Annotated in this window: 26 protein-coding genes; 24 read left to right on the top strand and 2 right to left on the bottom strand. The window is 34.3% G+C overall.

What is annotated here, in order from left to right; genetic code table 11:
• Positions 1-71: 71 nt before the first annotated feature.
• The 24 genes from H9I37_RS07215 (at position 72) to H9I37_RS07100 (ending at position 19,400) form a co-directional block, all read left to right on the top strand.
• Positions 72-566 (top strand): hypothetical protein, encoded by a 495-nt coding sequence (locus H9I37_RS07215; protein WP_222864187.1) that lies wholly within the window; start codon positions 72-74, stop codon positions 564-566.
• Positions 563-976, top strand: a complete 414-nt coding sequence (locus H9I37_RS07210; RefSeq protein WP_187381776.1) for a hypothetical protein — start codon at positions 563-565, stop codon at positions 974-976. Before H9I37_RS07215 ends, H9I37_RS07210 begins: the two co-directional genes overlap by 4 nt.
• A 125-nt stretch (positions 977-1,101) precedes the next feature.
• On the top strand, positions 1,102-1,275 hold the full coding sequence (locus H9I37_RS07205) for a hypothetical protein (RefSeq protein ID WP_187381775.1): 174 nt from the start codon (positions 1,102-1,104) through the stop codon (positions 1,273-1,275).
• A gap of 199 nt (positions 1,276-1,474) precedes the next feature.
• Positions 1,475-2,503: a DNA cytosine methyltransferase gene (locus H9I37_RS07200; RefSeq protein WP_187381774.1), complete on the top strand. Its 1,029-nt coding sequence runs from the start codon at positions 1,475-1,477 to the stop codon at positions 2,501-2,503.
• A 7-nt stretch (positions 2,504-2,510) separates the two neighbouring features.
• Positions 2,511-3,917 (top strand): protein NO VEIN domain-containing protein, encoded by a 1,407-nt coding sequence (locus H9I37_RS07195; protein ID WP_187381773.1) that lies wholly within the window; start codon positions 2,511-2,513, stop codon positions 3,915-3,917.
• Positions 3,905-4,870: a DNA cytosine methyltransferase gene (locus H9I37_RS07190; protein ID WP_187381772.1), complete on the top strand. Its 966-nt coding sequence runs from the start codon at positions 3,905-3,907 to the stop codon at positions 4,868-4,870. Before H9I37_RS07195 ends, H9I37_RS07190 begins: the two co-directional genes overlap by 13 nt.
• Positions 4,871-4,882: 12 nt before the next feature.
• Positions 4,883-5,353 (top strand): hypothetical protein, encoded by a 471-nt coding sequence (locus H9I37_RS07185; RefSeq protein WP_187381771.1) that lies wholly within the window; start codon positions 4,883-4,885, stop codon positions 5,351-5,353.
• Entirely contained in the window at positions 5,346-6,173 is an 828-nt protein-coding gene (locus tag H9I37_RS07180; protein ID WP_187381770.1) for a hypothetical protein, read from the top strand. The genes H9I37_RS07185 and H9I37_RS07180 overlap by 8 nt, the downstream gene beginning before the upstream one ends.
• Positions 6,174-6,534: 361 nt before the next feature.
• Entirely contained in the window at positions 6,535-7,203 is a 669-nt protein-coding gene (locus H9I37_RS07175) for a hypothetical protein (RefSeq protein ID WP_187381769.1), read from the top strand.
• A 12-nt stretch (positions 7,204-7,215) separates the two neighbouring features.
• On the top strand, positions 7,216-7,377 hold the full coding sequence (locus tag H9I37_RS07170) for a hypothetical protein (protein WP_187381768.1): 162 nt from the start codon (positions 7,216-7,218) through the stop codon (positions 7,375-7,377).
• Between the two features lie 173 nt (positions 7,378-7,550).
• Positions 7,551-10,028, top strand: a complete 2,478-nt coding sequence (locus tag H9I37_RS07165) for a UvrD-helicase domain-containing protein (protein ID WP_187381767.1) — start codon at positions 7,551-7,553, stop codon at positions 10,026-10,028.
• A gap of 3 nt (positions 10,029-10,031) precedes the next feature.
• Positions 10,032-10,511 (top strand): hypothetical protein, encoded by a 480-nt coding sequence (locus tag H9I37_RS07160; protein WP_187381766.1) that lies wholly within the window; start codon positions 10,032-10,034, stop codon positions 10,509-10,511.
• A gap of 186 nt (positions 10,512-10,697) precedes the next feature.
• Positions 10,698-11,792, top strand: coding sequence for a hypothetical protein (locus H9I37_RS07155; RefSeq protein WP_222864186.1), 1,095 nt, complete (start codon positions 10,698-10,700; stop codon positions 11,790-11,792).
• 66 nt (positions 11,793-11,858) lie between these two features.
• A complete protein-coding gene (locus H9I37_RS07150; protein ID WP_187381765.1) occupies positions 11,859-13,361 on the top strand; it encodes a hypothetical protein in 1,503 nt (500 codons plus the stop codon).
• A 96-nt stretch (positions 13,362-13,457) separates the two neighbouring features.
• Positions 13,458-13,775: a hypothetical protein gene (locus H9I37_RS07145; RefSeq protein WP_187381764.1), complete on the top strand. Its 318-nt coding sequence runs from the start codon at positions 13,458-13,460 to the stop codon at positions 13,773-13,775.
• Positions 13,775-14,350: a peptidoglycan endopeptidase gene (locus H9I37_RS07140; RefSeq protein WP_187381763.1), complete on the top strand. Its 576-nt coding sequence runs from the start codon at positions 13,775-13,777 to the stop codon at positions 14,348-14,350. The genes H9I37_RS07145 and H9I37_RS07140 overlap by 1 nt, the downstream gene beginning before the upstream one ends.
• Positions 14,347-14,556: a hypothetical protein gene (locus H9I37_RS07135; RefSeq protein WP_187381762.1), complete on the top strand. Its 210-nt coding sequence runs from the start codon at positions 14,347-14,349 to the stop codon at positions 14,554-14,556. The genes H9I37_RS07140 and H9I37_RS07135 overlap by 4 nt, the downstream gene beginning before the upstream one ends.
• A 122-nt stretch (positions 14,557-14,678) precedes the next feature.
• Positions 14,679-15,107 carry a hypothetical protein gene (locus H9I37_RS07130; protein ID WP_187381761.1) on the top strand — a complete coding sequence of 143 codons (429 nt, stop codon included), beginning with the start codon at positions 14,679-14,681 and terminating at the stop codon, positions 15,105-15,107.
• A gap of 91 nt (positions 15,108-15,198) precedes the next feature.
• Positions 15,199-15,753, top strand: a complete 555-nt coding sequence (locus H9I37_RS07125; RefSeq protein WP_187381760.1) for a hypothetical protein — start codon at positions 15,199-15,201, stop codon at positions 15,751-15,753.
• A gap of 1 nt (position 15,754) precedes the next feature.
• Positions 15,755-17,053, top strand: a complete 1,299-nt coding sequence (locus H9I37_RS07120) for a hypothetical protein (RefSeq protein WP_187381759.1) — start codon at positions 15,755-15,757, stop codon at positions 17,051-17,053.
• The gene (locus H9I37_RS07115) at positions 17,050-17,256 is read left to right on the top strand and encodes a hypothetical protein (RefSeq protein ID WP_187381758.1); all 207 of its coding nucleotides are present in this window, start codon (positions 17,050-17,052) and stop codon (positions 17,254-17,256) included. The genes H9I37_RS07120 and H9I37_RS07115 overlap by 4 nt, the downstream gene beginning before the upstream one ends.
• A gap of 86 nt (positions 17,257-17,342) precedes the next feature.
• A complete protein-coding gene (locus H9I37_RS07110) occupies positions 17,343-17,684 on the top strand; it encodes a hypothetical protein (protein ID WP_187381757.1) in 342 nt (113 codons plus the stop codon).
• On the top strand, positions 17,677-19,113 hold the full coding sequence (locus H9I37_RS07105) for a DNA primase family protein (protein ID WP_187381756.1): 1,437 nt from the start codon (positions 17,677-17,679) through the stop codon (positions 19,111-19,113). The genes H9I37_RS07110 and H9I37_RS07105 overlap by 8 nt, the downstream gene beginning before the upstream one ends.
• A complete protein-coding gene (locus tag H9I37_RS07100) occupies positions 19,110-19,400 on the top strand; it encodes a hypothetical protein (protein WP_187381755.1) in 291 nt (96 codons plus the stop codon). Before H9I37_RS07105 ends, H9I37_RS07100 begins: the two co-directional genes overlap by 4 nt.
• An 82-nt stretch (positions 19,401-19,482) precedes the next feature.
• Here the strand turns inward: H9I37_RS07100 and H9I37_RS07095 are convergent, their stop codons facing one another.
• Both H9I37_RS07095 and H9I37_RS07090 read right to left on the bottom strand, forming a co-directional pair.
• On the bottom strand, positions 19,483-20,220 hold the full coding sequence (locus tag H9I37_RS07095; RefSeq protein WP_187381754.1) for an NYN domain-containing protein: 738 nt from the start codon (positions 20,218-20,220) through the stop codon (positions 19,483-19,485).
• Between the two features lie 21 nt (positions 20,221-20,241).
• Positions 20,242-21,384, bottom strand: a complete 1,143-nt coding sequence (locus H9I37_RS07090; RefSeq protein WP_187381753.1) for a ribonuclease III domain-containing protein — start codon at positions 21,382-21,384, stop codon at positions 20,242-20,244.
• Positions 21,385-21,591 lie beyond the last annotated feature (207 nt).

The raw sequence follows: 21,591 nt of genomic DNA, 5'->3' as shown, positions 1-21,591 counted from the left end.
GGCCTTACACACATTGTATTTGACTGAACGAAGGTTATACTTTCGTGAGCCTCGCTTTTCCAGGAGTAGATATGAATCCTTTCCCTTTTGAAGAACTCCAGAAAATCCTTGAATTAAAAGATACAGAGCTTGAAATAGATGAGCTCTTATATACGTCTACTATTTTCTACATAGAAAAAATACTTGGCTATCCGCTGGAAGATCATAATTATAATGAGCTTCAGACCGTGAGAGACTGCAAGGTGTATACAAATCAAGACAACATAACAGAAATGGTGAACATAATTGATATGAACACCAAGCTGAGAGTGCCCCATTGTGTAATAGACGGCAGGACAATATTTTTGCTGGACACAAAGCTTGAAGGCCACGTCTTATTCTTAAATTACAATGCAGGCTTTTTACAAGCTACAATGCCGGCAGATTTGAAGGAAGCAATAATAAAGCTCTTTTTGCTTAAGAAGAAAGAGTTTATAAAGCAGCAGAATCAGGAAGACGACTGTTCTTTTGAAATCCCAAAAGACATACAAAATACACTTGATATTTACAGAAGGAAGACCTGGTGATGAGAGACTTTTTGACAATGTATGAAAGACTTGAAGAGCTGCTTTTAAATAAGCTTCCGGAATATATTACTCAGTGGAATAAGGAAAACTCAGACTTATTTAAGTTTGAATTAAAACAGTTTACTAACCAGTGTATGAATCCTGGTATAGAAAAGTTTCCTTATTTCGCCTTAACCTTTATTGAAAAAGAACAAGGTAAAAAACACAGAATCATAGATACCATAAACTATAAGTTCAACTTTGAGTTTTTCTATGAAAAGGATGATATTCCAGCATATGAAAAGACTATCTGTTACCAGCAGATAATCTGCCAGATGCTGCATGAAGATGACTTTGAATACTGGCTGAACTTTGAAGTGCCAAAGCTGACGCAGAGGAAGTTTGAACTGCTGGTGCATGTGGAATGGTAAAATGTCCTTTTAAATGTCCCTTTAAAATCAGGGGCTCACAATGTAGATAACTTGCGAGATGGGATAATTAAAGCTATTATAGGTTATGGTAAGAATGGACAGAAAACGAAAAGGGGGTTAAGCATATGTGCAGAATTATGGAACAAATGGCTAAAGAAGAAAGACTCGAAAAAAGACTTGAAATGGCTGCAAAGATTCTTGAAAGCGGAGAAATGGCAGAGTCACGTGTAAAAGAATTGTTTAATCTTACCGAAAAACAGATGAAAGCAATTAAAGAAAGAGTTACTGTTCTGGCTTAATAATTATGATACTTACATTTGGACTGGAGATTTTTAATTTTCTACATAATGAAAAAAAATGATGATTTTTTCACTTTTTTGATGTATAATTGATAAGTTATTAAAGAATTCAAAAAATGAAAAATATAGTGTCGTTATTTGGCACTGTAGCAGTGATATAATATCTTAAAAATATCACTCAAGTGGTGGGGAAAATAAAGTGGAAAATGTGCTTAATTGCATAGACCTATTCTGCGGATGTGGCGGATTATCTCTAGGTTTTGAAAAAGCTGGTATTAATGTACTCGTTGGAATTGATGCTTGGCAAGATGCAATTACAACATTTAACTATAATCATAAAAATTCAAAAGGTATTTGTGCCGACTTATCTACTCTTGAACCAAGCGAGATTGAAAAAGAATTAAATGGAAAATCTGTTGATTTAATTATAGGTGGTCCACCTTGTCAGGGCTTCTCTGTTGCTGGAAAACGCATTGTAGATGATGTTCGAAATAAGCTTTATAAAAACTTTGTTCGTTTTGTTGAATACTACAAACCAAAAGCATTTATGATGGAAAATGTTCCTAACATACTTTCTATTGGTGGCGGAATTGTTAGAGATTCAATTGTTAAGGATTTCTCTGATTTAGGTTATAAAGTTGTTTATCAAGTTTTGACTGCAAGCAATTATGGAACACCACAAAATAGAAAACGTGCTGTATTCGTAGGTTTTAAGAATGGGTATGAATTTAAATTCCCTGAAAGGACAGTCGAAAAATTGATTACATCTTCAGAAGCTCTTTCTGATTTGCCAGAAAACTCATTAGAAGATGGAACATCTTATCCTGTAGCTCCAAATTGTGATTATCAAAAATTAATGCGTTGTAATTCCAATAAAGTTTATAATCATCAGATTACAGAACATAGTGAAAGAACTAAAGAAATTATCGCTTTAGTTCCAGATGGTGGAAATTATAAAAACTTGCCACAAGAATTACAGCAGACAAGAAAAGTTCATATTGCTTGGACACGTTTGAATAGTCAAAAGCCAAGCTTTACAATAGATACAGGGCATAGACACCATTTCCATTATAAATGGAACCGTATTCCTACTGTTAGAGAAAGTGCTAGAATACAATCATTCCCAGATGATTTTATTTTTCTTGGAACAAAAACAAGCCAGTATAAGCAGGTTGGAAATGCAGTACCTCCTTTAATGGCTGAAGCAATAGCAAAAACAATTAAGTAGAGTCTTAATGTATAAAGTACCAGTAGAATATTATTTTAGGATTCATCACGTAAGACCTCGTTTTAAAGATGATGTCGAAAATGTACTTTTCTATATGGCTCATTGTTGTTCAACACTCAAAGTATTACCGCTTAATGAATACAAAGATAAATTAAATACTATGATTCAGCTCTATCCTGAAAATGCAGGTAAAACTGAAAAAACAATTAATAACTGGCGTACAGAAATTGCAGCATTATTTGGATTCTACATTGAAGATAGAAATACTCAAAAAACTGAAACTGGAGAAATAGCCTATTTCCTTGATAAGGAACAAGATTTAGTACAGTTCTTTAAGTTTTATCTGTTTAAGTTTCAATATCCAGGTGGACATCTTAAATCTGACAGAATCAAAGAATTTATCGATGCAGGAATAAAATTTAAGCCAGCTCATTATATTCTTAAAATGCTTTATGAAGCAGAACTGAAAAATGGAAAGCCTCTCGGAATTACAAAGGAAGAAGCTACACATTGTATTTTTAATGATTTAAGAGTTACTCGCGATTATCGCGATGTAAACGAAGTTGCTGATTTAATACTTACAAACAGAAAGAATAAAGTTGAATATGAACATGGCGGAGATATTACAAGATACGCCGGAGATATTCTTGATTACATGGTACATGCAAATCTTTTGGATGAACGTCATGGATATTTCTATTTGAACCATACAGAACTGGAATCTATTATGGTTTTCATCAACGATATCAATTATTTTGATGGTTATGATAGATTTTATGGAAAGCCAGTTAATATACCAGATTTAGCTGAAATTGAAACTGACTGGTTTACATACGTAAATAAAGAACTTCATGCAGAACTCTTTAAGACGGATCTTACTTCATACTTTACTGAAGAATCTGATGAGGAAGAAGATCTTTATAAGACTGCAGTTGATGATAAGATTAAAGAAATTCTTGAAGGTGTTGGTTCAACAAAAGATATTGGCGACCTTGGTGAGAACCTTGTAATCGGTCATGAAAAAGTAAGACTTGTAAACCTTGGCAGAGAAGATTTGATTCATCTTATCAAGAAAATACCTACTGCACTCGCAGTTGGTTATGACATTCAAAGTGTAGAAGAAGATCAGCGAAAACGTTACATTGAAGTTAAGACTACCATTAGTAACAAGCCTTTGAAATTCTTCGGATTCCATCTTACTAGAAATGAATGGGATTCCGCTCAAACATTAAATGACAGATATTTCGTATATCGTCTGATGATTAACCGAAGTCAAAAAGTAATTTATATACTACAAAATCCAGTTCAGTTATATAAACAGGATAAACTTGAAATGAGAATTACAGATGGAGCTGAGATTAGTTTCAAAGAAGAAGTTGCTGAAAAAACGGAGTTAATGATATGGAAAAATTAAAAGTTGCTTCACTTTTTTGTGGTTGCGGTGGTACAGATGTTGGACTACTCGGAAATTTTGATTTTCTCGGAAAGCATTATGCATCTAATAACATGGAAATTGTTTATGCAAATGATATTGATGATAATGCTTGCAGAATCTTTGAAGAGAACTTTGGTATTAAACCGGATAACCGTGATATAAGACAAATTAACTCCAATGAACTTCCTGATTTTGATATTTTGACTGGTGGTTTTCCATGTCAGTCATTTTCAATTATTGCACAAAATCCGAAAAGGCTTGGTGTAAAAGATGACCGTGGTAAGCTTTTCTTTGAAATGTGTAGAATACTAAAAGATAAACAACCAAAATGTTTTATTGCAGAGAATGTAAAAGGTCTTCTAACAGCCAATCAGAAAAGCGCATTTCCTCTTATTATGGAAGAGTTCAAAAATAGTGGTTATGATGTAAAACATGTGGTTTTAAATTCAGCCAATTATGGAGTACCGCAGAAAAGAGAACGTGTAATTATTGTTGGCTTTAGAAAAGATTTAAAAATTGATTTTATATTTCCAAATCAGGTAATTACTGATGAGGATTTGTTTGAACCTCTAAAGAAAGTAATCGAAAATACTGTTGATGAAAAATATTATTTTTCCGATAGAGCTGTAGAAGGTATGATGAAAAAAAGAGAAAAAATGAATAAAGGCCGTGCACAGGATATTGAAAAACCATGCAATACTGTAGGTGCACATCTGGCAAAAGTTTCTCTTAATAGCACAGATCCTGTTTTAATGTTTGAAAATAGATACAGAAGATTCACTCCTAGAGAGGTTGCAAGAATACAATCTTTTCCTGAGAAATTTGAATTAGTTGGTAGTGAATCAGCACAATATAGAGCTTTGGGGAATGCCATACCTCCAGTAATGATTTGGTATGTTGCTAATACTGTAAAGAATTTTTTAACAGTATGAACGGAATAGATTATGGATTTTAATTCTTCTTTTTTTGAAAATATTATAGGTATAATGATTGGTAGTTTTATTTCTGTAATAACTACTATCGTTGTTCAATTAATGAATTTTAAGCAAGAAAAAAAAGATTTTGAAATTCGTAAAAATGAATTTTATGATGAATTATTATCTAAGATTTCTATTGATACTACAACTTCAATCAAGGGAAAATCTGAACAAGATTTTTATATAGAGCTTTCAAATAAATGGTTAGAAAAAAAATCATTATTGTTATGTTTTGAGACAAGAGCAGCTTTATATTGTCCTAAAAAAATTATTTCAAAAATGCATGAATTATATGATATAGCAAAATTAGCTTATATAAATATAATCATTCCGAATCTTGATGAAAAAGCTGATAGTTCATATCTGCAAGATTATGCAAATTGCCTTAACTCTCTTATCGAATTAATTGAAAAAGAAATAATTAAGAAAAATGAGTAAACATATACAGTACGACAAAACATTTGGTCTCTTTTATGATGCTTACAGAAAGTTCTGTAGAGAAAATTCTCCGGACGGAAAGCCTAATTCTGAAACACCTGAAATGTTCCGACAGTGGTTTATTTCAAATTTTGTATCTTCAATGGATGACGCTACCTGCTGCCAGCTTTTCTTACGGGATCTGAATCATGAGCTCACTCATATTTACTTAAAAGATGAAAACCTTATGGACTTCTTTAAGGCTGCAGAAATAAGAGACCTGGAAGGAATAAAAACTTACATTAAAGACAATGGCTGTAGTGTAGTTCTTAACAATGATGACAAACTTGAAAATCTCACAACTGGAATAAACTTTGGAATCTGTCTTCACATTCCTAAAAAGTCACAGGGCTATGTTTTTGCTTATTCTCTTTATGACATTTCAAACGAACTACGTATTTTCGTAAATCATGGAATGGAGCAATACCATATTTCAAGTAATGAAATTGAAGATAAAAAATCTATCGTCTATACAGACCAAGAAATGAATGAGATTACAAAGCTTGCTATTAATCTGCTTTCATACATTTACTGTTTTCCTGATTGTCTTGTAGATGGTGCTCCTCATGATGTAAAAACTGAAAACAATCATTATTTAAATACATCAGAAAAAGTTGTTGATGTTACTGAAAAAGCTGCAGCCGGTGTTGTTATTCCACACTTCCGTCGTGGATATTTCAAACGATTAAGCAGTGATTTTTATAAGAATAAAAAAGGGCAAATTGTTTTTGTTCATGAGACTATTGTAAATGGTGTGGCAAAAACTCTCGAAGAAAAGTAAAAAGATATAAACAAAATGGATATTGATTATAATTTTTATGAGAAAGATCAAATTAGTGTTTTAGTTTAACGAGTTTTGATGATGCTTTATTTGATAAAACAATTACTTACTTTGAAATAAAAAATGAATAAAACCTGAAGCGAAGGAACAAATGGTATGATACAGAACAACCTGATAACATGTAAGAATTGTAAGAAAAACTTCTCTATTGAAATACCAATACAAAATATAATTTTTGATGGTATTGGATTGTCTTGGGATTTTAATAACGAAGATGAATGGAAACGCGATGATTTGTCTAATTTTTATGGACTCTTACTTAATAGGCTTTTAAAACGAAATAATTATAAATTTCAGAATTTTGATTTTAAATATAGAATATACAGAACCAACAAAATGTCCATTTTATTTTTCATACAACGAGGTATATTGTTGTGAAGATATTAGTAACGGTTTTTACATATACATATCAAAGCAAATAAAAACTATTCTGAACTCTCTGTCTATAAAGAACCTTGGAATAAGTATGGATGAGGTCTATCAAACATATTCTTTTGATAGAGAATATTTAATTAACCATTTACCGTTTAAATATAAAAAAGAAAAAAGATTAATATTAAAAATGGAAAAACTCCAAGAAGAATTACCATATACAGGTGGAAAAGGAGGAGATTTTAATTTAATTGAGTGGTTAGTTGAAAATGCTGTAACAGCTTTATATACAACTCTTGTTGTTTCATTATTAACATTTCCCACAAAAAAAATTTTAACTTCGGCAAAACAGAGTTTAAAAGTCAGAAAACGTATTAGAACCTACATTCAGGACAATCAAACAGATTTTTCTGATATTTCAATGGAAGATATAAAGACATATTTCCATGTTCCTCGTAATTTTAATGGTAGTAAAGAAGATCTTATTGAAGATATTATTTATAAAAAAGCTGAGCATGTCAAAAAAGAATTAATTGAAAAGCTAAGACCTTCGATAGTACAGAAAAAATTAAAATGTAAATCTACAAAAAATCAATAGAAAATGATATAATTGAGTAATAGACAATGGCTTTCTTCAGGAATTTATTTGGTAGCAAATGATGAGACTCAAACAAATGGACTTGAAAATACAAGTTTTGCTATCAAATTGGAATCTTTCATAAAAGACTTATTAGATTCAGATTCATATATTCCAAGAAGTTCTATAATTTAGCACAATATTCAAAAGATATTGATTATTTAAAACAACTTTCAACAGACAGACTCTTAGATAACTATTGTAAACAAAATAAATTAAATCCGGCAAAGGTTCAGAAAACCATTAATGATGTCTCTGCAATCAGTGATTTAGTAAATCAACATAATCAAGATTTCATTAATAATAAAATGGTTTCTGAAAAAGAATATCTTGATAATATTCTTAAAGAAATTGATCCAGTTATTAAACTTGATGATGACCAGAGAAAAGTAGTTCTTACTGATGAAGATTACTGTCTTGTAATTGCTGGTGCAGGTGCAGGAAAGACAACAACAGTTGCTGCTAAAGTAAAGTGTCTTGTTGAAAAGCTGAATATAAAGCCAGAAGAGATTTTAGTAGTTTCATTTACAAATAAAGCTGTAGAAGAATTACGTGACAAGATCAAAAATCAACTTCATATTGATTGTCCTATAACAACATTTCATGCATCTGGAAATGCAATTCTTCATAAACAGAATGATGAAAAACTAAATATAGTTCAGAATGAAAAATTATATTTTATTCTTGAAGATTACTTTAATGAATCTGTACTTACAAATGAAAAGCTTGTAGATGATCTTGTAACTTTTTTTGCTTCTTATTGTGATGCACCTGCTGACGAAATAGTTGATAAAGCCATCTTGTTTAATAAGATAGCATCATCTTCATTTACAACTTTACGAAGTGAACTTGGGGAATATGAAAAGAAAATTATTCCATCTGGTGATAAAAAATATGTAACAATTCAAAATGAACAATTACGTTCAAATGAAGAAGTTCAAATTGCAAACTTTTTGTATCTGAATAATATTGAATATGAATATGAACCAAAATATAAATTTAGTATTGAAGGTTCTATAAAGCCTTACACACCTGATTTTATTATTAAGCAGGGTGATAAAGAAGCATATATTGAACACTTTGGTGTAACTCAAGATGGCTATAGTAACAGATATTCAAAAGAAGAATTAGAGAAATATCAGAAAGCTATGAAAGATAAAGTTGCTCTTCATAAGCAGCATGGGACCACCTTAATTTGTACTTGTTCAAAATATAATGATGGACGAGAACTAACAGAACATTTAAGAGAAAAGCTTGAAGATGATGGCTTTATATTAACTCCAAAAGATAATAAAGAAGTTATGAAAAAGATTTCTGACCAGGATGGTAGCCGATATGTCAGAAAGCTTATAAATCTTGTTGATAGATTCATTGGGAATTTTAAGACTAATGGATATACAGTTCAACAATTTGATGAATGGCAGTTATCTGCAAACAACGTAAGAACTAAACTATTTCTTCGTATATGTAAAGAATGTTATCTTGAATATGAACGTTATTTGAATAAACACAATGCTATTGATTTTTCTGACATGATTAATAAATCTGCAATTTTATTAAAAGAATCAGAAGCTGTAAGAAGTCAGATTAAATTTAAATATATTATTGTTGATGAATATCAGGATATTTCTAGACAGCGATTCAATTTGGTTGAAGCATTACATACTAATTCAAATGCAAAAATTATTGCTGTAGGTGATGATTGGCAATCTATTTATGCTTTTAGTGGTTCTGATATAACATTATTTACAAAGTTCTCTGAAATAATGGGATATGCAGAATTACTTTCGATTACAAAAACTTATCGTAACTCACAGGAAGTAATTGATATTGCCGGTAACTTTATTCAGAAGAATTCATCTCAGATTCGAAAGTCTTTGAAATCCCCAAAAACAATAACTGATCCTGTTATTATTTATACTTATGATTCTAAACTAAAAGAAAAGGGTTCTTCTGCAAGAAGTGGAGCAATATACAATCAGGCGAAAGCAGTTGAAATAGCTATTGAACAAATACTAGAATATGACAAACAAGCTGAAAAGAAATCTTCTTCTATTTTGTTACTAGGCCGATTCGGCTTTGATGGTAAGAATCTGGAACGTTCAGGACTTTTTGAATACAAAGATAGTAGTAAAGTAAAATGCCTAAAATACCCAAAGTTGAATATTATCTTTATGACAGCTCATGCATCTAAAGGTCTTGGATATGATAATGTTATCGTTATAAATGGTAAAAATGAAACTTACGGTTTCCCTTCAAAAATCGAAGATGATCCAGTTTTGAATTATGTAATTAAGCGTGATAATACAATTGATGCTGCGGAAGAAAGACGTCTGTTTTATGTTGCAATGACAAGAACAAAAAACAGAGTTTATTTTATTGCTCCGGAACAGAACCCTTCTGAATTTTTACTTGAAATTAAAAATGATTATAAGAATGTTGTCCTAAAAGGTGAATGGAACGAAGAAGTTTCTGATCAGAATAAATTCAAGAAATCATGTCCGATTTGTGGATATCCACTACAACATAAGTATAAAGAGGCTTATGGACTTCATCTTTGGATTTGTACTAATGAACCGGAAATCTGTGATTTTATGACAAATAAACTTGATGCTGGAAAATTGGCAATTATGAAGTGTCCTGATTGTGACGGATATTTAATTGCAAAATCTGGTAAATCAAATAACTATTTCTTGGCTTGTACAAATTATACAAGTGACAACAAAGGTTGTAATAAGAAAATATGGAAAACAGATTATTATAAAATAATGGGATATAAGGAATAAAAAATGAATGACAAACAAACAAACTATGAGCTAATCCTTAAAGAAATTGAAAAAATTCAAAATGACCAATTAATGAATGATGAAAAATATTATGAAATATATGGAAACCCAGAAGACTATGATGATGTAATAAGTAAAAATCTTTATTTTCAGGATATTGATTTTAATCTTGATTGGAGATTTAAGAATTTATTTTATAAAATTTTATATTTTTTAGATTCGGAAAAATTAGAAGGTTTATTAAACACATTCAATAATGATTTCAAAGAGAAAATGTTTTCTCATGATAAAATAAGAGATACTGAATATATAGACGAGTATGATATTGATGTCCCTGCTCTTATTAGTGATATAAGAACTTTTTTTTACTCTATGTATGATTTTTATATTCCGAAGAATGAAAATTCTAAAAATAAAGAAATAGAGATTTTAGAGCGTATTTTAAGAAATGCTGAATTTGCCTTAAAAGATGAAATAATTTAAAAAGAAAAAAATTTTTACGATCCATTAGTTAAAATAATTAGAATTACTTTTCCTACAATTCAAAAAAATCCAAAAGGGCAATATATAAAAAAATTTAAGTCATATATACCTGATATATTTGTACCACAATGTAATTCCTTAATTGAATTAAAATTTGCTGATAGCAAAGAAAAATTAGTGGAATGTATGGAACAAATCGATACAGATGAAAAAGGATATACAAATAATCCTAATTACAACAATTATTATGCCGTATTTTATCTAACTGAACTTTTTGCAACCCGTGATGAATTAAATGAATTATGGAAGGAAAGAAAACATCCTGATAATTGGAAACCTTTCTTTTTAGTTGGATCACAAAATATGAAAGCAGAAACTGAAAAAGAAAAAGAAGAAAGAAAAAAAAGATTAAAATTGAAAATAAATCATCACTATCATAACCGTTTGCAAAATGCCATCATAAATTGGCACTTTGCAATTGTAGTCTGGTGCTACACTTTTTGTATGAAGATACAAGGCAGAAAGTGCACACTGACGGTATTAAAAGACAATGAATTTATTCCATTACCATACAGCGAGGAAACTGTAAGATTAACGTCTAAAGGCTATACGCTGCCATCTTGCATAGGAAGAAGGAACAGGCTTAAGCGCATTGAGACAGGAAAGTTGATTCAGGGGTGTTTTGTTACACGGCTTGAATACCTGTGCACAAAGGCTTTGTTCCTTCTGCTTTTTTATAATGAAAGCTCCTTTGATTTATATGCTGACCGGGGCTTTAAAAAAGTCATCTACAAAAACGTTTTGATTAAAGGCTTTGAGCTTCGCGGAGATAACGGCGAGGCTTTTAAGCTGCGTTTTGATTTGAGCGGAGACGATGCCTGGACTGAAAGCTGGCCGGTGGTAACTCCTTCTATTTTGTGGGAAAGACGGCGGACATATTTTTTTGACGGGCACACGGTTACTGCTGACTTAAAAACTCTTCCTCTGGTGTACCGCTTTGAGCTTACCGGCGAATACGCTGAAACTTCTTCTTATAAAATTAAGCTTTACTTTCCGCTTAGTGATGAGCATTATCCTTACAAATCAAAAATAGAAAAGCTTAGTCTGGTGCTGGACCTGAGAGATGGCGTGAGTCTTGATTTATATGACCTTGAACCTGAGGGTGAAATGGTTGATATCAACTGCGCTGATACTGTGCTTTGTAACCAAAGCTTTAGAATTACCGGGCCTCTTGTTTTTAATGTAAGAAACGAAAAAGAAATGCTGCAGATTGTGCTTTAAGAGCGTTGTCAAAATGCAATCACTAATTGGCACTTTGCAAACGCACTTTGGGGTTACACTCTGTGTATGAAGTTTTATGCAGTTCCGCCTGAGGTTGAGAACGCAATCAGAAATACACAAGAACGTCCCTTTGTCCGCATAGTTTTTGAGTTTGCCGGCGGTGATGTTTACATCCGGGATTCTGACATTCTTGAATGTGTGATGACTTCTTACAAAAGCGAGGACGGCGGAATTGTAAATCTTGGTGAGCTTTTACTTGATAACTCTCATAATTCTTTTAATTTAGAAAATAATGAAGAGCTTACACCAGGGCTTGGTGTTCAGATCTGGTATTGCTTTGGCGAGCGGACTAATACCTTCTTTCGCTTTCATATGTTTGTGGATGATGACGGCTTTCAGATTCAGGAGACCGGCTATTCAAATAAAACCTGCAGAGTAAAGCTTATTGACCTTTCTAAAAAGCTTGATGATACAAAGCTTCAGAGAAACTGGACCGATGCCCAGGTGGTTGTGCACTCGGTAGTTTGTGACAGACTGCATCCGGAAAATTCTTTGGTTCATATTATTGCGGCCCACGGTGGAATTGGTGCTAATGAAATTAACTGCGGAACTCTTGGCTTTGATATTCCTTATGTTGTTGTTGCAGGTTCTGCCTGGAAGGAGCTTTGTTCCCTGGCTAAGGCTTATAACGCTGTTGTGGAATGTGGTAAGGATTTGACCTTGAGCTTTATTGAAAGCCCTTATGACTTACAGAATGAGTACAGCGATGAAAGCTGCTTTAGTCTTAATGAATGTGAGATTACTCATTACCGCTTTTTTAATAACAGAGATAAATATGCAAATAATGTTCGCTTAAAGTATACACGCTATGTTCAGATGGAACGCCAGGAGCTCTGGACTTATTCTGATGCGCCTGTTTGGTATGACGAGGATATGAAACCTTATTATCCTTTTACGGATGGCAGCCGGAAGATTATTTCTGATAACGATTACCAGGCTATTTACACTGCAAAGAATGATGAAGGAAAAACTCGCAACGTTGTTTATGCGGATTCGATAGACAGTGAGCAGGACTTCTTAGAGGCAATGGAAGTTACCGGTGAGGACAAGCCTGTTGTGATTCAGTACGACACTACGACTTATAAAGACAGAGCGATTGTGCAGCTGGGCCGTGACGGAAAACTTATTGGACTTCGTAAGGCTTCGATTACTGGACGTGCAATTATTTCTGAAACTAACTACAGCGTATTTGTTAAGGATGATAACGAGATTGCCAGTCACGGGCAGATTGTAAAAAACATTACTTCAAAGTTTTTGTCTGATGATTTATTTGAGGGAGAGCCTTTCTGCCAGAGACGTGCAAAAGATTTCTTGTCTGAATGTGTGAACTGTAAAGGGGCTTATTACCTTACAACCTTTGTTCCGCTTATCCATGCCCGCGTTGGGGCTTTTATGGATATAAGGCTTAATGCGCAGAACGGCTTTAGAAAAGTGAGAATTGAAGAGCTGACTTTTAGATACAAGAAGGAAGAGGCTTTCTCTTCTGAGATATGGGTGACACGAGTGTAAGTGATAAAGCTAAAAAATTGCTGGCTCGCAATTTTTTTTAACGCTTTGCTATTGAACACCGACCGCTCTGACCGGCGGCCTTACACAGGAGGACATGTGGGAAAAGAAGAATTAAATGAAAGTGAAACAAAAAGTCTGATTGATTCTATCAACGGGCTAAAGGTTGAGTTGAGCGGATTCAGATCTGAAATGAAAGAGTCCAAAAGAACTGTGGAAATAAAGATTGATTCTCTGGATTCTAGGTCTACGGACTGCCAGTTTAATCCGAATGTTTGTGCGACGGCAAGACGACTTGAAGAACATATTAAAAATGACAGCGGTAAAGCTGGAAGAACTACGGCGATTATTGCCTGTGTTATAAGCTGCTTTAATGTGGCGGTTACAGTAATAACGCTGGTTGTTCGGGGGATGTGATGGATAATCAAAATTTAAGAATGAGACTGATGCTTGAAGCTGAAAAGGAAATTGTTGAAGGACTGACAGAAGCTGAACGCTACAGATATTTTCTTGGACGGATGCAATTTTTGCGTTATGAAAGCGGAAAGGAAAATCTGATCAGCTCAGACTGTTCGGGCTCGGTTTGTCTTGCTTTGCTGCTTGCAACCGGCTGCGCTATTCGTGTTACGGCGGATGCTTTGTTTAAGAAATATTTTACGAAGAAGAATCCGGACAAGGATGATATTCAGGCGGCTTTCTTTATGACGCTTTATGACAGAAAGCTTGGATCAAGACTGTACAAGGAAAATGAGATTTGCCATGTAGCCGGTCTTTGTGGCCGGGATGTTGTGCTTAACTGTGTGGAGCCTTATTCAGAGCTTAGAAGCTTGAGCGATATGAAGCCCTGGTACAACGCCAATGATTACAGAATCATTGTGCGCGGGCTGGACCGGGAAGCTTTGCAGAAAGCAAGTGATGACAATGTGGATTTGTTTGGAGCTGATTACCAGTTTGAGCAGATTCGTAATGCAATTGACGGAGCATGCGGATGATTGGATTTAGATTTACTAGACTTGTTGAAAAGCTTCTTAGCGTGAAGTTTGTGATTTTTATTGTTGCGACTGTGCTTCTTCGCTGTGGTGTACTTGGGGGCGCTGAATGGCTGACGGTGGCTCTTACTGTAATTGCGGGAAGAGAGATTCAGAAGTTTAAGTGTCAAAGGAAGGTAACGAGTGAAGAAAGCCTTGGAAGTGATTAAAAAGATATTCATTTGGCTAGGGGCTGTGTTTGCGGCGATATTTGCAGTTCTCTTTGTGAGAGAAAAACAGGTGGTTTCGATACGTCCTTCGGACTACTCAACCACCGGGAAGGAAGATATTGATGAGATTAATAAACGTGCTGCAACAAAACGGGAGGAAGCGGTTGCTCGTATTGAGCGTGCTGATGCTCGGACTCTTGCAGAATCTTATGGCTCAGTCTGCGACACAATCAGCGACGGAAAAGAAAGATTCAGAAGACGTTGCTGCAGAACTGACGATTGAGGAAGTTATGGAAATTGCAGAAGAGGAAATTGAAAGAACGGCTCAGGAGTCAGTTAAGGCTGCTTTACTGGAAGTTGGTGGTGAGCTGGCTTTTGAAAAAGAGAGGGCTGACCAGCTGGAAGCGGCGAAGATAAATCTTGAGATTGAAAATAAAAAATTGAAGGCGGAAGTTCAGAAAAAACAGAATCAGTTTTTTTATGGAGCTTTGATTGGTGGTACTGGCGGCGTGATTGTTACGTCTCTGGTGTTCGGTTTGATTACGAAATAACACAGTTATTTCGAGCCGTTCTTTCGATGAGCCTAAAAAATGCGGTGCATTTTTTTTAACGGCTCTTCGATTGTAGGCAGGGAGTATGTAAATGATTTCAAGTAAAGGAAAAGTTAGAGGCTTGGTTACTGTTATGGTTAGAGACTGTAACGGTCATGTAAAGTATTTTAAGAATGGATTTTGGCGTAATCTTTTTAAGCTTAAAGAACGACCGATGATTTTCCGTCATCACAACACTATCACTAATCAGGGTGACGGAATGATTGCGGATCTTTTGATTAGTAATCCGACTCAGGATAAAGTGGATGCTACAAACGGTTATATGCGTGTTGGAACCGGCTGGACCGGAAGTACACCAAAGAACAATACCGGTGTAAACACTCCGACAGGCTCTTTCAAAAAACTTGATTCTACTTATCCAAAAACTCAAGCTGCTTTTGGTTCTTCCGGACAGAATGTTGTTCTTTACTGTACAAGCTTTGCTGCAGGGGACTTGAACGCAAACGGAATTAACGAAGTTGCTTTGATGAACGGAAATACTTCTGCAGCAAAGTGCCTGGCTTATGCTCAAATTACTCCAAGTGTAAACGTGCCTTCTGCAGACAGCCTTCAGATTGACTGGCAGATTACTGTAAGCGGAGCTTAATATGGGAACCACCATAGCGGGTAATCAGCATATAGGAACTAATTATCTTAAAAGCAATTATATCTGGAAACAAGGTCTTGGCGGAAAAACTGCGGATGTAGAGTTTTATGAAGAAGACTACATTTTTGTTTATGAGTTTTTTCCACCCTATGACCAGAGGGATGACGGAGAACTTGCGATAGAGTTTTATTATTACTATCGAAAACCGACTACTTCGGATTTCTGGAATTATTGTTATGACCCTGAATATTTTTACATCTTGCCTTTTATTGCATCCAGCAACGATGATCCACGCTATGGACCAGTTGGTAAATGGTGGGGAATGATTAATTATGATTACAACAAGATTTCTCTGGTTGGCCGCGATTCGGGATGGATTCATGTAACGCTTCATTTTGATGAATATATCTGGGGAAGATATACAGAAAATTGGCAAACATATGAAAATCCACTTTACTTTGGTATTTATTCTCCAATTCCTGTTTTTGTCTGGGATAATTCAGTTAGTAGCGGAATACCAGTAACACCTTACGACATTCTGTGGGATTATTCAGAGTTTGAAGATGATGATGTTTATGATGTTTTAACCGGAGGATATCTTGAAGACTGTTATGTAAGCAGGCGACAGATAAACGATTACCCGAGCTTCTATATAACTTTTCATGATGTTACGCCAGATAATTTTAATTACGCTATAAACGAACAGGCTGTCATAAATGTGAGTTCTGCAGTAAACAGAAAATCAGTTTTGAAAAAGCTTCTTAGTGAAATTAAAGCTATAACTGGAACTGCAGAAAAACATCAGCTGCATATAAGAAATGCCGGAAACCATGGAATTGGAATTTCTGACAGTTTTGCAAAGCGGATGTATTTTACTAGGCTTTTGTCTGAAAGAAAAAGTATGACTACTCTTTTTAGTAGAAATCATTCTATGACACGTCAGTTTAATGATGCCTTTGAGCCTATAGCTTTGAAAGATTATCAGAGACTGCTTTTTAGAAATAGTAATGATGTTTTAGTTTCTGCAGATTCGATTGGTAAAACTTTGACCTGGAAAAGACTTTTGGAGCTTGAACCTGAAATAGAGACTGAGGTTATAAGAAAACAAGTTGTCTTCCGAAATAATATTGATGAAGTACAGCTGGCGGCTTTACCTTTTGCTTCACGATTATTTTTTAGAGCGGTTGAAACTGTTATGAGCTTATGGGATTGGCTCAGAGGAAAAATCAGAGAAGCAAATAATGTGGTGACTTTGTTCTGTCCGATTGCATATGAAATTGAATTGGAGTGTCGTATATGAAATGGATTTTCAGAGCGAAATCAAAATTAAGAATTCTTATTGATACTAAATGCGACCTTTCTGGTTATGAAACTGTTTTGATCTGGGCGCGAAAGCCTGATGGAAATGTAGTGAGCTTTCCCGCAGTTGTGAAGGATGAGGAAAAAGGAATCATCTTTTATGACGTGGTGGATGAAAATGATATTGATAAAAGTGGCTGGTGAACCTTCTGGCCAGAGGTTGTTTTTGATGATGACAGGACAGCCTGCGGAAGATCTCGAGAAATATTTGTACACGAACCGGGGGCAAAATGAAGCGGCGTTTTCAGGTTCCTCAAAATTATGTTCCTTTTGATATAAGGGCAGATGCAAAAGATTTTTTTGTTTCGATTCGGGATGATGTTACGATTTATAAAAAGTTTAAGTGTTTTCCTGATGTGAAGCAGAATGAGGAAGCTGATAAGTTTGTGGCCTGGTGGGACTTTGAGCGTTTTGCGGATAATCCCAGGGCACTGATTTTGATTCAAGAAAAGCTTACAGAAATTCTTAAGACTATTACTTCAAATAATTTGATAGATGGATATGAGCAGCTGCAGTATAAGCTGATTTTGTTTTACAGGCTTTTGAAAGCGAACGGATATATCAATGAATGAAACTGAATTTTCTAAAAATGAAAGAGCTGTCCTCGAACAGATTGGACTTGAGATGAAGGCTAACAAATACGTAAGCGGTGAAATGCAGTTTACGGATTTGACGAATACGCTTTATTTTCTTCGGGCTTATCAGGATAAAATCCGCTACTGTATTACCTGGGATAAGTTTCTTGTGTGGAATGGGACCAACTGGGAGATTGATTACCGAGGCTTTGTGCAGGAACGTATTCCGATCTTCATTCACCAGATGTACAGAATTCAGCGTTATATTCCAGACCCGATTTTGAAGCAAGATTTTGAAAAGCATCTTATTAAAAGTGAAAGCTTCAGAAAGATACAGGCAATTGTGGGGCTTTTGAAAATGCGGCCGGAAATCAAGACAATTGAAAAAGAGTTTGATACGGATAACTATCTTTTTAATGTTGAGGGGCTGACGCTGAATCTTAAAACCGGAAAAGCTAAAGAGCCGAACATCAAGCATCTTATTACAAAGAAGAGCAATTTTATTTATGACAAGGCGGCGGACTGTCCGACTTGGAAAACTTTTTTGATGCAGATTTTTGCTAAGGATATGCAACTGATTCGTTTTATTCAAAAAGCCTGCGGCTATGCTTTGAGCGGTGATGTCAGCGAACAGTGTCTTTTTATTTTGTTTGGAACTGGTGCTAATGGTAAATCAACCTTTTTAAATGTGCTGCTTGAGCTTTTTGGTGACTACGGCTGCAGCACTGGTATTGAAACCTTTATCAAAAAGAATAAGGAACAGAGTAACGACCTGGCACGTCTTAAGGGTTCAAGGCTTGTTACTACCAGCGAGATTGAACAGGGAATCCCGATGAGTGAAAGCCTGATTAAAAGTGTTACGGGAGAAGATTCTTTGACGGCGCGCTTTTTGTACGGAGAGTATTTTTCTTTTAAGCCGACCTTTAAGATTTTTATGGCGACTAACCATAAGCCGAAAATCCGCGGAGCTGATAACGGTATCTGGCGACGTATTAAAATGATTCCTTTTGATGTAACGATTCCGCCGGAACAGAGGGATAAAAATCTTACTGAAAAGCTGATTGCAGAAAATGCCGGAATTTTGAACTGGCTTATCCAGGGATATGCGATGTGGAAAAAAGAAGGTCTTGGAGATGCGGATGCGGTTAGCAAGGCTAATGAGGAATATAGAATGGATATGGATGCGGTAGGAACTTTTGTAAATGACTGTCTTGAAATTGACGGATCTTTGAGCTGGCGGCTTCATACTAAGATTTTGTATGAGACTTATATCAAGTGGTGCAATAAAAACAATGAGCGGGTTATGTCGCAAAAGTGGCTGGGCTTACGGATGAGCGAGAAAGGCTTTAAGAGGTTGAGCACTAACGGACAGCGGTTTTGGCTGGGGCTGAGTGTGAAAGTGGAATGGCGAGGTATTGTAAAATGAAAGGTAGAAATTATTCTTTATTACCAGGTGAATTAAAAGATTGTTTATTACATTGTGGATTTTGTAAGAAGCAGGATATATTTCAAAACTTCTTGAAAGATAAAAAGGACGGCTTTTATAAATGTCCTAACTGTGGGAGATTTATTAGAAGGATATATGAAAGCAAAAAAGAAAGAGAACATAATTTACCGATTCGAGAAAGAAATCGGCAAAATTATTTATCTAAGCCAAAACCTAACTTGAGCGATAAGCCTTATATTAAACGTGTGACAAAAAAATATAAGTAACTGCAAAAGGCTCTCCCCGATAGCGAAGATCTTACCCCCTGGCAAATCGGAGAGAGTTTGGAAGCTTTTTTTACTTGCTAAATTAGGATTCTTTAATTTTATAAGTAAATATTAATTTATTACCAGATTTTCTATTTTTGACATCATAAAGCTTAGGATATTTTTTCAAATAGTCAGTAAGTTTTTTTACACCATAATTCCTAATATCAAAATCTGGTTTTACACGTTTTATATAAGAACCGGCAATAGAAACATTTACATATTCTTCATCATTCTTACTGTCATAAGCTTTTTTGATTAAATCCTGTAATTCAAGATTTTTATCTTTCTTCGTGACTTCTTTATCATCTTCTGGGGTTGAAGTTTCTTGTGTTTCATTTTCAAGATTTTCTGTATAAATAAAATTATCACAAGATGAGACAAACGCTTCTGAAGTATTACCTTTTGCACTAATTCCAATTACGGTTTTACCGGATTCCTTTAATTTAATTGCAAGTGGAGTAAAATCACTGTCACCTGAAACAATTACAAAAACATCGTAATCTGAGTTATATAGAAAATCCATTGCGTCTATTGTAAGTGCCATATCTGTTGCATTTTTTCCAGATACATAATCAATTTGATGAATAGGCTTAATTGCAAAATTACGAAGTACCTCGCCCCAATTACTGAACTGATCTTTTGTCCAATTAGCATAAGCACGTTTTAATGAAATTTTGCCATACTTAGAAATTTCAAGAATGGCAGGTTTTATTTTATTTATTTGTTTAAAATTATCTGCATCAATTAATAATGCAATTTTTCCTAATTCATTTTCCATATTTTTATCCTTATATTTTTTTTAGTTTTCGCCTTCGTAACAAGTTGTACATATTCTTGTATCATATGAATTTTCAGCACCACATACCGGACAAATCCATATACGATTTTCATTTGGTTTATCTAAGTACCAGCAAATTAAATCATAGGCGGCATTTTGTTTTGCTTCCTGTTTTGTATAACCAGTATCGATACCATGTTCTTTATAGCCTGGAAGATTTTCAAATGTTGTAATATAACATTCACAAGTCCAGACCTGATTACCATCTTCATTTTTACAAGAAGGAAAATTAAATTCTGGTTTCGCAATTTGTTTTCTTAAAAAAAGAACATTTAATAATTCAAGTGCATTTTCGGGAGTTGCATTTTGAAGCTCAGTTTTAATTTGACTTCCTACAAGATAGTTTATTGCAGCTTGTGCTGCATTTAATTGTGCAACTACTTTTGAATTTCCGGAAGCTTCTAAACTTTTAAAACAATTTCCGTCATCATTATAAAGTTCAATTTTACAACGATACTCTTGTCCTGATGGGGTAAGATAAACTGGTTGAGGAATATATTTTGGATAGTCTATATCCATTTCTTCACATAAACATTCAAGTTCTTCAACATAGTCTTCTTTGATATCTAACATATCCCACATTTTCTTACAGGACTTTTCTATAATATCATAATTCCATTTATAGCCATTTGATGTACGGGTGGCTGAATGCACAGCAATAGCACCAATGATTGCTTCGAATAAATCGCAAAGAACTTTATCATTATTCCAGATTTCTTTTTTTATATCACCTTTGCCAAGCAGAAGAAAATACTCTAGCTGAAGAATTCTTATACAATGCGCCAACGCAGATTTATTAATATAACTGGCACGTATTTCAGAAAGTTCAGCTTCATTTTTTTTAGAATAATAATAATCATTTTGAAAACTGCCAGAGTATTGGCTGAATGAGTCAAACATCCATTTTGTCATAATGGTGTTTACAAGCTGATCTCCGTAAAATTCAAGAACTTCGTTATCCTCGATTCCTTCATTTTCTTCGGCAAAAGATTTTCTTGTAAAGGCCTGTACTAATAAACGACGGTTTGTCCCGAAACTGTAACCGATTTTTTCTTCGATTTCTCTTTGAGAATTGATAATTGATTGTTGTTCACTAAAATTCATGAATGCCTCCAAATAGATTTTTGAAGACACTTCGAGTGTTCATAATTGATGTTAAATAAATAATGTAAAATATTTAAGGTAAATCAAACACGAACTTTCAATACAGATTCATTAAAACTAAAATAAGTTGGACTGATTCCCCTCGAAAAGGGAAGCAATTCATTTAGGTTAATTCTAAATCACTGTGTCAAATGAAGTGCCTTTAAT

Source organism: Treponema sp. Marseille-Q3903 (assembly GCF_014334335.1).
GTDB lineage: Bacteria > Spirochaetota > Spirochaetia > Treponematales > Treponemataceae > Treponema_D.
The sequence above is the reverse complement of the archived record's forward strand: the minus strand, read 5'-3'. Positions and strand labels throughout refer to the sequence as shown.

Bases quoted from the DNA above. Each gene is read 5' to 3' on its own strand.
- H9I37_RS07215 (WP_222864187.1), top strand. From the start codon at position 72: ATGAATCCTTTCCCTTTTGAAGAACTCCAGAAAATCCTTGAATTAAAA.
- H9I37_RS07205 (WP_187381775.1), top strand. From the start codon at position 1,102: ATGTGCAGAATTATGGAACAAATGGCTAAAGAAGAAAGACTCGAAAAA.
- H9I37_RS07195 (WP_187381773.1), top strand. From the start codon at position 2,511: ATGTATAAAGTACCAGTAGAATATTATTTTAGGATTCATCACGTAAGA.
- H9I37_RS07190 (WP_187381772.1), top strand. From the start codon at position 3,905: ATGGAAAAATTAAAAGTTGCTTCACTTTTTTGTGGTTGCGGTGGTACA.
- H9I37_RS07185 (WP_187381771.1), top strand. From the start codon at position 4,883: ATGGATTTTAATTCTTCTTTTTTTGAAAATATTATAGGTATAATGATT.
- H9I37_RS07180 (WP_187381770.1), top strand. From the start codon at position 5,346: ATGAGTAAACATATACAGTACGACAAAACATTTGGTCTCTTTTATGAT.
- H9I37_RS07165 (WP_187381767.1), top strand. From the start codon at position 7,551: ATGGTTTCTGAAAAAGAATATCTTGATAATATTCTTAAAGAAATTGAT.
- H9I37_RS07160 (WP_187381766.1), top strand. From the start codon at position 10,032: ATGAATGACAAACAAACAAACTATGAGCTAATCCTTAAAGAAATTGAA.
- H9I37_RS07155 (WP_222864186.1), top strand. From the start codon at position 10,698: ATGGAACAAATCGATACAGATGAAAAAGGATATACAAATAATCCTAAT.
- H9I37_RS07150 (WP_187381765.1), top strand. From the start codon at position 11,859: ATGAAGTTTTATGCAGTTCCGCCTGAGGTTGAGAACGCAATCAGAAAT.
- H9I37_RS07140 (WP_187381763.1), top strand. From the start codon at position 13,775: ATGGATAATCAAAATTTAAGAATGAGACTGATGCTTGAAGCTGAAAAG.
- H9I37_RS07135 (WP_187381762.1), top strand. From the start codon at position 14,347: ATGATTGGATTTAGATTTACTAGACTTGTTGAAAAGCTTCTTAGCGTG.
- H9I37_RS07130 (WP_187381761.1), top strand. From the start codon at position 14,679: ATGAGATTAATAAACGTGCTGCAACAAAACGGGAGGAAGCGGTTGCTC.
- H9I37_RS07125 (WP_187381760.1), top strand. From the start codon at position 15,199: ATGATTTCAAGTAAAGGAAAAGTTAGAGGCTTGGTTACTGTTATGGTT.
- H9I37_RS07120 (WP_187381759.1), top strand. From the start codon at position 15,755: ATGGGAACCACCATAGCGGGTAATCAGCATATAGGAACTAATTATCTT.
- H9I37_RS07115 (WP_187381758.1), top strand. From the start codon at position 17,050: ATGAAATGGATTTTCAGAGCGAAATCAAAATTAAGAATTCTTATTGAT.
- H9I37_RS07110 (WP_187381757.1), top strand. From the start codon at position 17,343: ATGAAGCGGCGTTTTCAGGTTCCTCAAAATTATGTTCCTTTTGATATA.
- H9I37_RS07105 (WP_187381756.1), top strand. From the start codon at position 17,677: ATGAATGAAACTGAATTTTCTAAAAATGAAAGAGCTGTCCTCGAACAG.
- H9I37_RS07100 (WP_187381755.1), top strand. From the start codon at position 19,110: ATGAAAGGTAGAAATTATTCTTTATTACCAGGTGAATTAAAAGATTGT.
- H9I37_RS07095 (WP_187381754.1), bottom strand. From the start codon at position 20,220: ATGGAAAATGAATTAGGAAAAATTGCATTATTAATTGATGCAGATAAT.
- H9I37_RS07090 (WP_187381753.1), bottom strand. From the start codon at position 21,384: ATGAATTTTAGTGAACAACAATCAATTATCAATTCTCAAAGAGAAATC.